The following is a 13,748-nucleotide window of genomic DNA, read 5'->3' as shown; positions in this document are numbered from 1 at the left end:
TGCTGCTGCCGCCCTTATCGCTGGCGGTAGTTATGTCGCCGGAAAGCTATCAGGCAGGGCCAGCATCGAAACCAAGATCGAAAGGCAGAACAATGAAGCCACAGGCAAAGCTCTGGACGCTGCTCATTCTTATGATGAGTGCATTGACGCTGGCGGGGTGTGGACATTCAGGACCGGCAAATGTGAGTGGCGTCCGTAGCGTTCTTGGAACTGATTTGCTCGGCGCGCGCGGCGCAACTGACGCGGATCAGCGAAAGATCGATCGCACTATCGTTCGAGGCTGCGCCGGTGGCGTCTGGTCAAAAGACGAATGCGCGAAGCATGATGAGAAATAAGAGGGGCAACGGTCAGTGATGAATGATCCGTTTACTGAATACGGCCTGAAAACTTCGGTGCTTATCGCTGGCTTTGCAGGGGGCATACTTCGCGCATTATCCCGTAAGAAGGCATCTATGCGGGAAACGATAGCTTCGCCTATCTGTGGTGCATTGGCGGCGGGTTATCTCACCGGCCCGATTGTGCATTATCTCAGAGCTATGAACTTTCCACTGCCACCGGATGACGGTTCCAATGTCGGGCTTCATGCAGCTGCATTTGTTGTTGGTGTCTGCGGCATGTGGATCAGTGATGCTCTGTTCGAGATCATCACCGAGCGGTTTAAGAGGAACGAATGAGCAGGACAGAAGAATGGGAGTTGATGCCCAAAGACAGAACAAAGTCTGTAAACTAATTGTAAACTGGAAGTTTTCTGTTCAGCGGAATTTAGCGTATCTTATTGAAAAGATTGGTGGGTGATGTAGGGATCGAACCTACGACCCGCTGATTAAGAGTCAGCTGCTCTACCAACTGAGCTAATCACCCACTCGCTTCTCCGAGGCAGCGGCCCCGGTGAGGTGAGCGGTTCTATAAAGGCCGCTTTTGTCTGTGTCTAGCCTTCAATCGAAAAAAATCGAAAAAAAATTGGTTTGGTTTTAGAAAGCCCGGAAATGCGCGGTTTTGTGATCGGTTAGGCTTACACGCATTTCGCGTATAGATGATAAACAATCGCCTTGATTGCTGAAAGCGGACTTTTATGCGGAATCAATTTGGTTATGATTCTGTTTTGAAACATTTTTTTGATCGGGCGTTGTAACGTCGCTGCGGAGTTTCCATATCCACAAGGCTCAATCTGGCTATTCAAAAGCAGAACAGGCATGATTTTCGCTGCAAATGTCGCACGTATGTCATCAATTTTTGATGCTTGTCTGGATGCTTAAGGATATAAAAGACTTGATTGACTGATATGATTTTTATCATTGAGCAAAATGCCGAAAGCGTTTGTGACGCGCAGGCAGGCGAGGGGTTCATGCACCGGGTTATCCTCGTTTCAGAAAACTCGAAGTGCCCCCAAGATCGGGGCGTGCTTCAAAATCCGGTTCGCGGCATTTTGAGGACGGAATGGAAAGCATAATTAGCGATCTCGGACAGTTCATTTCCGATCATCGGGTATGGGCGGGTCCGATCGTGGGCGTGATAGCCTTCGGCGAGTCTCTCGCTATTATTGGAATGTTCATTCCGGCCACGCCAATCATGCTCGCAATTGGCGGTCTGGTTGGCGCTGGTATCGTCGAACCCTGGCCAATCATCATCGGTGCAATCATCGGTGCCGTAATTGGTGATATTGTTTCCTATTTTCTTGGCTGGTGGCTTGGTCGCAGTGTTATTCATAAGTGGCCATTGAATAAACACCGCAGCGGTGTTGCGCGTGCGCGTTTGCTGTTCCGCCGCTATGGTTTCTCTGCCGTGTTCCTTGGGCGCTTCTTTGGCCCCGTGCGTTGTACCGTTCCGATGGTGGCGGGCATGATGTCGATGGATCAGAAACGTTTTCAGACGGCGAATGTGCTTTCTGCGATGGTTTGGGCTCCGCTCATGTTTCTGCCGGGCTGGCTGGCTGGTCGTGGAATGGGTATTTTTGCCAAAATGGACCGTGACCATATGTTCTGGTTCGTTATTGGCATCACCGCCGTTACGATTGTCGCGACGGTGATCGGGATGCGATTCTTCAAGGCGCGTCCACGCCGTGAACGTAAGCGTGGCGTGCAGGTTTCTCCTGCTGAATAGATATGGTCTTGCGTGCGCGCTTTGTGTCTGCATAATACAGCGCTCATACGTTCAAATGACAACATGGCATTGAGGGGCACGCAACGTGTCCGGTTCATGTCTTTTTAAAAGGTTCATCGCGCTTTATGCCCGGCGACAGTCCTGACGATTCGTCTTCACGAAGTCCCGCTCCCATTCCGGGAGCATCGGACCTAAAAGGCTTTGAACTTATTCACGCCGTTTGCAATTTCCTCATACCGTTCTGCGTTTCAGCGGTTCGGAAGGGAAATGCATGCGGCGTTTTTTCTCTTTTTTCTTTTCGTTGATTTTATAGGAGCCGACACATCATGGACTGGTCCATGGACTGGATTGCCGACCCCAATGCCTGGATAGGTCTGGTGACATTGGTGGTGCTTGAAATTGTTCTTGGCATCGACAATCTCGTCTTTATCGCAATTCTGGCCGATAAACTTCCGCCGCATCAGCGCAATCGTGCGCGTATTGTCGGCCTCACGCTGGCGCTTGTGATGCGCCTTGTGCTGCTTGCATCCATTTCCTGGATCGTGACGCTGCGCGAGCCATTGATTACCGTAATGGAGCTTTCTTTCTCCGGTCGCGATATTATCATGCTTATTGGTGGTCTTTTCCTGCTCGCCAAGGGCACAATGGAACTGCATGAGCGGCTTGAGGGCGCGCATGGTCCGAAGAATACGCGTGTTGTGCATGCGATCTTCTGGCAGGTTATCGTTCAGATCGTCGTGCTTGATGCCGTCTTCTCGCTTGATAGCGTGATCACCGCTGTTGGTATGGTGCAGCATTTGCCGGTGATGATGATTGCCGTTGTTATCGCTATTGGTGTGATGATGCTGGCTTCGCGTCCGCTTATGGATTTCGTTAACAAGCATCCGACCGTTGTCATCCTCTGTCTCGGCTTTTTGATGATGATCGGTTTCAGCCTCGTTGTCGAAGGTTTCGGCTTCCATATTCCAAAGGGCTATCTCTATGCCGCTATTGGCTTCTCGGTGCTGATTGAGGCCGCCAACCAGATGGCACGCAAGAACCGCGAGAAGCTGGTGACAACCAACGACTTGCGTGAGAGAACCGCTGGTGCTGTGCTTCGTCTGCTCGGGGGTCAGCGCGATGACAATCCGCTCTCGGATACGGTCGATGTCATCGCCCAGCAAACGGCTGCCAGTGACGTTTTCCTGCCCGAAGAGAAGGAAATGATCCGTGGTGTTCTCGATCTTGCTGATCGTTCCGTGCGCTCGATCATGTCGCCGCGCAATGAAGTCGAATGGCTTGATCTGGATGAAGACGAAAATGAACTGCATCAGGCGATCCGTGGACTTTCGCATTCGCGTGTTGTGGTGGCGCGCCGACAGGTCGATGAATTTGTTGGTGTGGTGCTGGTGAAAGATTTGCTGCTCGACATGAGCGATCGCAAGCCAATCAATTGGGACAATGTGGTCAAGCAGCCGCTTGTTGTGCATGAAAATGCCAATGTGCTTCGGGTTATGGAGCAGCTTCGTGTTTCGCCGGTCCAGTTGGCCGTGGTGGTCGACGAGCACGGTTCGTTCGAAGGCGTGGTGACACCGACCGATGTGCTGGAAGCCATTGCGGGTGAATTCCCTGATGAGGACGAGGAAGCCGCGGTGGCGGAATCGGACGGAATGGGCGGCTATCTTGTTGATGGCTTTACCGATATTCGCCGCCTTAGCAGCATACTTCAGCGTGATCTCGTTGATGACAGCGATCGTTACACCACGCTTGCCGGCTATATTCTCTGGCACCTTGGTCATTTGCCGCTTGGCGGTGAACATTTTGTGGCAGATGGATATGAGTTCTCTATTGAAGCCATGACGGGGCGGCACATCGAGAAAGTACGGATCAGGCCGGTTGACGATTATACGCTGTAAGCCGGAATAATTTTGCGGGCATCCTCGCGATGCTTGCAAAATATTTCGTTCTGTAAACTCCGATAAAATCAGTATGATATTGACTTTAATGCGCAAGCCTTCAAAATTAACACATTGTTCATTGTTGCGGCTTGAGCGCGATTTGATCTGATTGAATCAGATCTTCGCTTCGTTCGGATAGGACGTAAGTTCCAAGTCGCTGCTTTGAATAGCTGCTCGCGAAATGGGCGCGAACTGGAGGATTTATGAAGCGCAAATTAAACTTGCTGGCTCAAAGCTTAGAAAATGCTGTGCTGGGCGTGGCGGCCGGTCTCGCACAGCCCTGGGGTAAGATGAAGTTGAATGCTGAGGAAATTGCTGAACGCCGTCGCCATCGCCTTGACCGCGGGGAGCAAAGTTTTCTGTGGTGCTGGCAGCATCGCGGTTTTTGGTGAGATTGAGAGCAGATCCCGAAAAGTGTGAAACAGTCCTTGGCTCAGATGCGCTCTCAACCAAGAAAAAATTTCGAAGGCCGGAGGCGAAAGCTTCCGGCTTCTCTATTTCTGTTTCGCCTCTTGTTGCTTTCATGGAAAATTTTTCTCATGCGTTTTTTGCATAGAGGCAAGATTTCCAAGAATGGTTTTAAAAGTAGTTTATATATTTAAATCAATGATTTAGGTTGCTTATTGCTCTTCTCCATGTAGATTTATTTCCCAATAAAGACCGAGTTATGGGTCCTTTGTGTACGCAAAGGGAGAAGGGTGCGGATTATGAAGAAAATTATTCTATATGCGGCGGTTGCGCTTGGTTTGGGTGCTGCCCCGGTTCAGGCACAAGAGCAGCCTCATGATATTCTCAATGTTTCTTATGACATTGCGCGCGAGCTTTATGAGCAGGTGAACAAGGCCTTTGTGGCTGACTGGAAAACCAAGACGGGGGAAGATCTCACCGTTAATCAGTCTCATGCCGGTTCATCCAAGCAGGCACGCTCCATTCTGGAAGGCCTTGAAGCGGACGTTGCGACCTTTAATCAGGTAACCGATGTGCAGGTTCTCCATGACAAGGGTGGTTTGATCCCCGCTGACTGGCAGAAGCGTTTGCCGAATAATTCCTCGCCTTATTATTCATTCCCGGCGTTTCTGGTGCGTGAAGGCAATCCAAAGGGCATCAAGAACTGGGACGATCTGGCTCGCGACGATGTGAAGGTAGTCTTCCCTAACCCTAAGACCTCCGGCAATGCGCGCTACACTTATCTCGCAGCCACCGCCTATGCCAATGAAGCGTTCAAGGGTGATCAGGAAAAGGTTCACGCATTCATCGGTAAAATCTTCAAGAATGTTCCAGTGTTTGATACGGGCGGTCGTGGTGCAACGACGACCTTTGCCGAACGCGGCATTGGCGATGTTTTGGTGACGTTTGAAGCGGAAACCCGCGGCACTGAGAAGGTTCTGGGTGCAGATAAATATGATGTGGTTGTGCCAGAAGTCAGCCTGCTTGCTGAGTTTCCGGTGACAGTGATTGATAAGGTCGTCGATAAGCGCGGTTCACGCAAGATTGCCGAAGCGTATCTGAATTACCTTTACTCGCCGGAAGGGCAGGAAATTCTTGCGCAGAACTTTAATCGTGTGCATGACAAGGACGTGATTGCAAAGCACAAGGATATTTATCCAGATGTGCGTCTTGTAACGGTTGAAGATGCTTTTGGCGGTTGGGAGAAGGTTCAGAAAGATCATTTCGCCGAAGGCGGTGTGCTCGATAAGCTCTTTACTGCCAAGTAAAAACAATTATCCGGCGAGAGCAGTCAGCGCTCGCCTTTCATTTGGAAAATCCAGTGTCGCTTCTGAGCATGAAACGCAATTCGGTGTTGCCGGGGTTCGGGCTGACCCTCGGCTGCGCTTTGCTGTATCTGGCGGTCATTGTCGCTTTGCCGCTTCTGGCTATGATTCTGAAAACTGCCAGCCTCGGCTGGAGCGATTTCTGGAGAATTGTTACCTCCGATCGTGCGCTGGCGACGTTTCGCATCACAATCAGTGCCGCAGCGGTGGCCACCGTGTTGAATGGTCTTTTCGGCTTGCTGCTGGCGTGGGTTTTGTCGCGTTATCAGTTTCCGGGTAAGCGGTTGATTGATGCGGCAGTTGATTTGCCTTTTGCGCTGCCAACGGCGATTGCCGGTCTGGCACTGGTGACATTGTTTGCCCCAAATGGCTGGTTTGGACGTTTTCTCGAACCCATCGGTATTAAAGTTGCTTACGCGCCGCTTGGTATCATGATTGCCATGTTTTTCACTAGTATTCCGTTTGTCATTCGTACGGTGCAGCCGGTGCTTGAGGACATGAGTGCGGATGTGGAGGAGGCGGCGCGCAGTCTTGGCGCTACACCCTGGCAGATTTTTTCGCTTATTATCTGGCCGACGATCTTTCCCGCTTTTCTGGCCGGCGCATCATTGTCCTTTGCACGTAGTCTTGGAGAATTTGGCTCTATCGTCTTCATTTCCGGCAACCTGCCTTTTGAAACGGAAGTGACGTCGCTTCTCGTTTTTATCAGGCTGGATGAATATGACTATCCGGCAGCCGCCGCACTTGCTTTTGTTATGCTGGTGATGGCGTTTTTCATGCTGCTCATAACCAACCTCATTCAGGCAAGGCAGCTTCGTTATGCAGAGCGGTAGTGCGAGTTTACAGGCGCGCAATGCGCCGGGTCCTGTGCGCAGCCTGTTGATCGGGCTTGCTGCAATTCTGTCGGCAATTTGCATTGGCGCGCCGCTGGCCGTCATCTTCTCCTATGCTTTCAGCAAGGGCGTGGATGTCTTCTTTGGAGAAATCCTCAAGCCTGATACGCTGCATGCAGTGTGGTTGACGGTCTTGACCGCAATTGTCGTTGTGCCGATCAATATGGCATTCGGCATTTGTGTTGCATGGCTGGTCACGAAATTCCGCTTTCCCGGGCGCAGGCTGCTGATTACCTTCGTCGAGATCCCGTTTTCCGTGTCGCCTATCGTTGCGGGTGTGACCTATCTGTTTTTGTATGGCTCGCAAGGGCTGCTCGGGCCGCTGCTTGAAACGTATGACATCAAGATCATGTTCACCGTTCCAGCCATCTTTCTGGTGAGCCTGTTTGTGACATCGCCCTTTGTGGCGCGCGAACTCATTCCATTGATGCAAGTGCAGGGCAGTGATGAGGAAGAAGCGGCTCTGACGCTTGGAGCCAATGCGTGGCAGACATTTTTTTATGTCACGCTTCCCAATATCAAATGGGCGCTGCTTTATGGCGCAGTCCTTTGCAATGCACGCGTGATGGGTGAATTCGGCGCTGTGTCCGTTGTATCGGGTGCCATTCGCGGTAAGACGAATACGCTGCCTTTGCAGGTTGAACTTCTGTTCAACGATTATAATGTTGCCGGGGCTTTTGCTGCGGCTTCGACATTGGCGGGCATTGCGTTGTTGACGCTCGTTCTTAAAGTCTGGCTGGAACGCAGACAGCATAGTTAAAAGAAACCGCCCGACTTATAAAAAAGCGGGCGGTTTGCGGTCACGCTGCTTGGGAGAGCGTGTGTGTTATGGGTTCACGATGCAGGGACGAGGCGAGGATCGCGCCTTCCGGCCAGCGGCTGAAGCCGCTTTCCACATTGATATGTCCGGCGTCACCCATGTCGACAAAGCCTGCACCCCAGACATTGGCGATGGCTTCCGCCTTGGCAAAGCTCATATAGTCGTCAGTGCGGCTGGCAACGACGATGGACGGGAAAGTCAGTTCATGACGCGGCAGCGGCGCAAAGCTTTCAAAGCGGCTGTCGCGGCGGGACATGGTTTCAACGTCTGCCGGGGCGACTAAAAGTGCGCCAGCAACGTGAGCTGCAGCCGGACGGCTTGCGAGATGCGAAACAAGAATGCAACCTAAACTATGGGCAACCAGAACCGCACCGGGATTCTCGGCGAGTTTGGCTTCGAGCGCGTGCATCCAGTCGGATAGCACCGGATAGTGCCAGTCGTCCTGTTCGACAAGCACTGCTGACGGATCGTCATGCAACCATTGGCGCTGCCAGTGGCCTGCTTCCGATCCCTTGTAACCGGGGATGATCAATGTCGCAGGCATGCGTAAGTTCCTCTTGGAAGTGCCTTGGGATAAGGCTGTTTCTGCTTTTGCATTGGGAGGTTATGCGAAGCAATTTCCAAGATAGGGGTGATTATGCCTATTTTTAAGAAAAATGAATTCAATTTGAGGCGGATATGTAAAAATTATACCCGCCTCGCTGTCTCACTTCTTTTGCTTTTCGTTCCACCGCAATACGAATTGTGATTTTTCGAAAATCAGAACCACAAAGAGCGAGATGGCAAAAGGGATCAGCAGATAGAGGAGACGGAAAACAATCAGTGCGGCGAGAACATCAGCCTGATTCATGTCCGGCAAGCCGGTGAGAAACACCAGTTCCAGCACACCAAGCCCACCGGGTGCATGCGAAATAAGCGCCGCCGAGAACGATACCAGAAAGATGCCAAGGATGATCAGAAAGCCGGGATTGCCCGCTTCTGGGAGTGCAAAATAGATGATGCCTGCAGCGCCGATGAGTTCGAGTGGCGCCACTATAAGCTGCTGTGTGACCACGGGAAGGCGCGGATATTCCAGACGGAATTTACCGATCTGCAATGGGCGAAGCTGGAGCCAGCTACCAAAAATATAGAGCAACACGAATGCCAGCATCAGCAAAGCAATGATGGTGGAAACGGTCGGCGTCAGGTCTTCGTTGAAACGCATGAGAATATGCGGTTCGAGCAGAAGCACGATGCTTGATGTGATGATGACGCCCAGCACGAATGTGAAAGAGCAGAAAGCGATGAGGACGGCGATTTCACTGCCGGGCATGCCCTGCGAGGAATAGGCGCGGTAGCGCACGACAGCGCCAGACACAACGGAGGCTCCGATATTGTGCGATAAGGCGTAAGTTGTGAACGAGCACAGCGCGATGAAGAGCCAGGATATTTTTCTGCGCAGATGAAGAAGTGCGATGCGGTCATAGCCAGCGAGCGAGCTATAGGCGAGGAGTGCTGCGGCGGTTGCAAGAAGCCAATGATGAGCGCGGATCGCGTAAAGGCTGTCCAGAACGTCATCAAGCGAGATACTGCGCAATTCACGATAGAGAAGCCATGCTGAAATAGCGACTGCACAAATGCCTATTATTGGCCAGATATAATCCTTAAACTTCATTAACTGGCCACCGCACCTTTATTTCGCATGTCATCCCCTTTTGGCGCATCGGTTGTACCTTTCAGGACAGTTCCGGTGCATTCCCATTCAAATCTGTCGTGGCGTCGGACTGTGTCCTAACCGATTGCTTCCGCGTGGCGCTGGCCTCGCTGCTTATCGCGCGTTCCATGGCGCTGGCAATTTCTGCAGCCCCTAGAATAACCTCATCTGCACCCAGGTCCTCCAGATATTTCGCTTCTGCTGGTGAGCAGACGTGCACAATGATACGGATGCCGGGATTCGCGGATCGGGCAAGACTTGTTATGCGTCCTGCCTCAAAGGCATTGGCTATTGCAATGACAATATGTTGAGCGAATTCCGGATTCGTCGTTTCCCATATTTCAGCATCCGAGGCATTTCCCGCAATAGCTTCAATGCCGATTTCTTTCAATTTGTAATAAATCTTGGGCGAATTTTCGACAACGAGGAAAGGTAACTGCCTTTCCTGTAAACTTGAAGCGATGTGTTTGCCGATCTGGCCATAGCCGACGATGATCGTATGCCCTTTGAGGGGGCTTATTGGCCGGGGTTCGGAGCGATCCGTATCGCCGCTGGATGGGACGCTTTCGTCATGAGCTATTTCTCCACCCAGCCGCTTTTCAAGCCATGGCCGCATACGCTCCGCAGCAATGAACATCAATGGGTTGAGAAAGATCGACAGCATTGCACCGGCAAGGATCAGGTCACGGGCATCGGGCGGCAGCAGATTGAGGCTGACACCCAATCCGGCCAGAATGAAAGAAAATTCACCGATTTGGGCCAGGCTTGCAGAAATGGTCAAGGCGGTTCCGATTGGCCTGCGAAACGCGCGTACGATAAAGAAAGCTGCAACCGATTTACCCACCAGAATGATGGCAAGAGTCGCGATCAGGGGCAGGGGATCGCGAATGAGGCTCATTGGATCAAACAGCATACCCACTGAAATGAAGAACAGAACGGCGAACGCATCGCGCAAAGGCAGGGATTCTTCGGCAGCGCGATGGCTGAGTTCGGATTCGCTCATCACCATGCCAGCGAAAAATGCGCCAAGTGCAAAAGACACACCGAACAGATGTGCCGCACCAAAAGCAACGCCGAGGGCTATTGCAAGAACACCAAGGCGAAATAATTCGCGTGATCCGGTCTGCACAATGACATTCAGCAGCCATGGAATGACCTTGCGGCCAACCACCAGCATGAGAGCGACAAACACCGCGACCTTGGCAATGGTGAAGACAATGATGCCGGTGATGCCGAGCCCCAGCCATTGGGCGATGGGATCGCTGGCGACTGCGTGACCTTGTTCACTGCTTAAGCTGGCAAGTGCTGGCAGCAGCACCAGCGCCAGAACCATGGCGAGGTCTTCAACAATCAGCCAGCCGACTGCGATGCGGCCCCGGTCTGTATCGATGAGACGCATGTCCTGCATGGCGCGTAAAAGCACCACAGTGCTGGCAGTGGAAAGGGCCAGGCCAAAAACCAGTCCGGCTTTTACATCCCAGCCAAGTGCTAAACCAAGAGCGGTCCCAAGGGCTGCGGCTGTCGCGATTTGTGCCAGCGCACCGGGCACCGCTATGGCCTTTATCGAAAGCAGATCTTTGAGGGAAAAATGCAGGCCCACGCCGAACATCAGCAGAATAACGCCGATTTCGGCCAGTTGAAGAATGAGATCCTGATCGACGACGAAGCCGGGCGTATGGGGTCCGGCAATAATACCGGCCAGCAGATAACCGACGAGAGGAGAAATTTTAAGACGCGTGGCAATCGTGCCGAAAAGAAATGCCAGACATAACCCGATGACAATTGCTGCAATCAAAGGCGTGTCATGGGGCATAGGAATGTCTTTGCGGTTTCAGTTTGATTAAGCTTTGCAAGATGCCGGGCATGATTGAGACCATGCCCGGCACGTTGTTTATTTCTGCGCTGTGGCGCTGTCTTCAATCGCCTGATGGGCGTGCTGACGATGCTGCCACCAGTTGCCGAGCAACAGCAGGATTGGTGCTGCGATGAAGATCGACGATGAAGTCGCAATAAAGATACCGAACAGCATAGGCACGGCAAAATTATGAACGGCGCTGCCGCCCCAGATTGCCATCGGGAGCATACACAGGAATGTTGTCATCGAGGTATAAACACAGCGCACCAGCACCTGATTGATACTCATGTCAACGATTTCGCGCAGAGGCTTTGACTTATAAAGACGCATGTTTTCACGCATGCGGTCATAAACCACGACCTTATCGTTTACCGAGTAACCGATCGCTGTCAGAAGCGCTGCAATGGCCGTCAGGTTGAAATCGAGCTGGAACAGCGCGAAGAAACCGACCATTTTTGTGGTGTCGAGGATAAGCGTGATGATCGCACCCATCGCAAAGAACCACTCGAAGCGCCACCAAAGATAGACGAGCATTCCAAGCGCTGACAAGATCACGGCAATAAAGCCGGAACGTGCCAGTTCACCGGAGACTTTCGGTCCGACAACCTCACTGCGTTCGATCTTTGTGCCAGGGTCCAGTTCCATCACAGCATCGCGCATTTTGTTGACTGCAACGGTTTGCGCTTCTTCGCCACCATCCTGACGCTGGATGCGGATCAGGACATCATTCGGAGTTCCCGCAGACTGAAGGGCAACTTCGCCCAGTCCGAGTGCGCTGAGCTTTTCACGCAACTGTGCCAGATTGGCTGGCTGAGAGGTTACGATTTCAGCCTGAATACCGCCCTTGAAGTCGATGCCGTAATTGAGCCCCGGCTTGAAAAACAGGCCAATGGAAGCAATCGAAAGCACGATAGAGACTGCGATGCCGATAAAACGCGCATTCATGAAGCTGATATTCGTCTTTTCAGGAACGAATTTCAGGAATGGTTCGATGACAAGGGTCTTGAGCTTACGTTTGCGAACGTACCAGGCCATCGCCATGCGAACGAGCGTCACATCGGTGAACATGGAAATCGCAATACCCAGCATCATGGTAACCGCGAAACCGCGTACCGGACCTGTGCCGAATGTAAAGAGAAGCACGGTAGAGATCAGCGAGGTGACATTCGCGTCCACAATGGTTGAGAAAGCCGCATGGAAGCCCTTGTCGAGGGCCGCCATAGCGCCAAGACCTCTGCGTGTTTCTTCTCGTATGCGTTCGTTAATCAGAATGTTCGCGTCGACCGCTATACCGATACCCAGAATGATACCTGCGATACCCGGCAGTGTCAGCGTCGCTCCGATCAGGCTCAATGCCGAGAACGTCAACAAGGTATGGAGCAGCAGTGCTACGTTGGCGATGGTGCCCCAGACGCCATAGAGGAGCTGGATGAAGACGGCTACGAGGACGAAGCCGATGATGCCCGTAACAAGCCCCATCTTGATGGCGTCGCCGCCAAGGTCAGGACCAACGGTGCGTTCTTCAATCACGGTCAGCGGAGCAGGCAAAGCACCTGCACGCAGCAGCGCCGACAGAACGACACTGTCCTGAACCGTGAAATTGCCGGTAATCTGGCCTGAACCGCCGGTGATCGGCTCATTGATACGCGGTGCGGTCAGGACCTTGTCGTCAAGAACGATGGCGAATGGACGGCCCACATTCTTGGTCGTGATGTCCGCAAACTGACGCGCGCCAAGGCTGTCGAAGCGGAACGACACGATTGGCTCATTGGTGCGCGGATCAAAGCCTGCACGCGCATCGGTCAGGCGTTCGCCAGAAAGTGCGATCTGATCTTCGATCGGGTATTTGATGTTCGGGTCTTTGGAATCCGGCAGAATGGTGACACCGGGTGGTGGCGGATCATTCGGATTGACGTCCGCGACCATATGGAAGCTCATCTTCGCAGTGCTTCCAAGAAGCTGACGAAGATGGGCCGGGTCCTGCAGGCCCGGAAGCTGAACAACGATACGGTCAGAGCCAACGCGCTGGATTGAAGGTTCGGCAACACCGACCTGATCCACACGCTGACGAATGATTTCAAGGCTCTGCTGCAATGCCGCATCAAGACGATAGGTGAAGCCGGCCTCTGTCAGCGTCAGGCGGATTTGATTGTCACTGGTGGTAACATCAATATCGTTGATCGCAGTTCCGAAGCCTGTGGTGTTGACCTGTGAAATCAGTGTTTTAAGCGCTGTATCGGCTTTTGCACGCTGATCGGCATCAGGGATTGTGACAATAACCGCATCACCAACGGCACGGATCGATTGTGGTTGAATGCGTTCAGCGCGCAGCTTGCTGCGTGCATCGTCGAGCAGCGCCCGCATACGATCTTTTTTGAGGCTGGCCGCATCCACTTCAAGGACGAGATAGGAGCCACCACTCAGATCGAGACCAAGCGTCACCTGCCGCTTTGGGAACCACGACGGCAACGCCTCAAGTTGTGGCTTTGTGAAGAAATTGGGCAAGGCGATGATGACGCCGATCAAAACGATCAGGCCATAAAGCACAGCGACCCATTTAGAAGTACGCATGAGTTGAAATTCCAGATATTGAGCACGTGTAAATTTCGTATAGAATACAAAAGCCTAGCGCGCATTTCTTCGTAAATGATTCAGGATTGGATATTGCCAATCGCCAT

The 13,748-nt window shown here is 52.3% G+C and carries 12 protein-coding genes and 1 tRNA gene; 8 read left to right on the top strand and 5 right to left on the bottom strand.

What is annotated here, in order from left to right:
- Positions 1 to 92: 92 nt before the first annotated feature.
- Together VBH83_RS11790 and VBH83_RS11785 are read left to right on the top strand one after the other, a co-directional pair.
- Entirely contained in the window at positions 93 to 335 is a 243-nt protein-coding gene (locus VBH83_RS11790) for a hypothetical protein (RefSeq protein ID WP_396997800.1), read from the top strand.
- Between the two features lie 18 nt (positions 336 to 353).
- Complete coding sequence (locus tag VBH83_RS11785) at positions 354 to 674, top strand: hypothetical protein (RefSeq protein ID WP_396997788.1); 321 nt, start codon at positions 354 to 356, stop codon at positions 672 to 674.
- A 111-nt stretch (positions 675 to 785) separates the two neighbouring features.
- Here the strand turns inward: VBH83_RS11785 and VBH83_RS11780 are convergent.
- Positions 786 to 861: transfer RNA gene (locus VBH83_RS11780), tRNA-Lys, on the bottom strand.
- Positions 862 to 1,437: 576 nt separating this feature from the next.
- On the opposite strand from VBH83_RS11780, the gene VBH83_RS11775 reads away from it, so the two are divergent.
- From VBH83_RS11775 to cysW, 6 genes are all read left to right on the top strand, one after another.
- Positions 1,438 to 2,100, top strand: a complete 663-nt coding sequence (locus VBH83_RS11775) for a DedA family protein (RefSeq protein ID WP_265985352.1) — start codon at positions 1,438 to 1,440, stop codon at positions 2,098 to 2,100.
- A gap of 326 nt (positions 2,101 to 2,426) precedes the next feature.
- Positions 2,427 to 3,995, top strand: coding sequence for a TerC family protein (locus VBH83_RS11770; protein WP_396997786.1), 1,569 nt, complete (start codon positions 2,427 to 2,429; stop codon positions 3,993 to 3,995).
- A 245-nt stretch (positions 3,996 to 4,240) separates the two neighbouring features.
- Positions 4,241 to 4,429: a hypothetical protein gene (locus VBH83_RS11765; RefSeq protein WP_265985350.1), complete on the top strand. Its 189-nt coding sequence runs from the start codon at positions 4,241 to 4,243 to the stop codon at positions 4,427 to 4,429.
- A 315-nt stretch (positions 4,430 to 4,744) separates the two neighbouring features.
- On the top strand, positions 4,745 to 5,752 hold the full coding sequence (gene cysP / locus VBH83_RS11760; protein WP_265985348.1) for a thiosulfate ABC transporter substrate-binding protein CysP: 1,008 nt from the start codon (positions 4,745 to 4,747) through the stop codon (positions 5,750 to 5,752).
- A gap of 68 nt (positions 5,753 to 5,820) precedes the next feature.
- A complete protein-coding gene (gene cysT, locus VBH83_RS11755) occupies positions 5,821 to 6,642 on the top strand; it encodes a sulfate ABC transporter permease subunit CysT (RefSeq protein WP_265985481.1) in 822 nt (273 codons plus the stop codon).
- Entirely contained in the window at positions 6,629 to 7,462 is an 834-nt protein-coding gene (gene cysW, locus VBH83_RS11750; protein ID WP_265985346.1) for a sulfate ABC transporter permease subunit CysW, read from the top strand. The genes cysT and cysW overlap by 14 nt, the downstream gene beginning before the upstream one ends.
- Positions 7,463 to 7,502: 40 nt before the next feature.
- Here cysW and VBH83_RS11745 read toward each other — a convergent pair whose 3' ends face one another.
- The 4 genes from VBH83_RS11745 to secD form a co-directional block, all read right to left on the bottom strand.
- The gene (locus tag VBH83_RS11745; protein ID WP_265985344.1) at positions 7,503 to 8,066 is read right to left on the bottom strand and encodes an alpha/beta hydrolase; all 564 of its coding nucleotides are present in this window, start codon (positions 8,064 to 8,066) and stop codon (positions 7,503 to 7,505) included.
- Between the two features lie 162 nt (positions 8,067 to 8,228).
- The gene (locus tag VBH83_RS11740) at positions 8,229 to 9,176 is read right to left on the bottom strand and encodes a lysylphosphatidylglycerol synthase domain-containing protein (RefSeq protein ID WP_265985343.1); all 948 of its coding nucleotides are present in this window, start codon (positions 9,174 to 9,176) and stop codon (positions 8,229 to 8,231) included.
- Between the two features lie 61 nt (positions 9,177 to 9,237).
- Positions 9,238 to 11,028 (bottom strand): YbaL family putative K(+) efflux transporter, encoded by a 1,791-nt coding sequence (gene ybaL, locus VBH83_RS11735; protein ID WP_265985342.1) that lies wholly within the window; start codon positions 11,026 to 11,028, stop codon positions 9,238 to 9,240.
- Positions 11,029 to 11,106: 78 nt separating this feature from the next.
- Positions 11,107 to 13,641, bottom strand: coding sequence for a protein translocase subunit SecD (gene secD, locus VBH83_RS11730; protein ID WP_265985341.1), 2,535 nt, complete (start codon positions 13,639 to 13,641; stop codon positions 11,107 to 11,109).
- Positions 13,642 to 13,748: the final 107 nt, after the last annotated feature.

Origin of the sequence: Ochrobactrum sp. S1502_03, assembly GCF_044435015.1 — a bacterium.
Classification (GTDB): domain Bacteria; phylum Pseudomonadota; class Alphaproteobacteria; order Rhizobiales; family Rhizobiaceae; genus Brucella; species Brucella chromiisoli.
The sequence above is the reverse complement of the archived record's forward strand: the minus strand, read 5'-3'. Positions and strand labels throughout refer to the sequence as shown.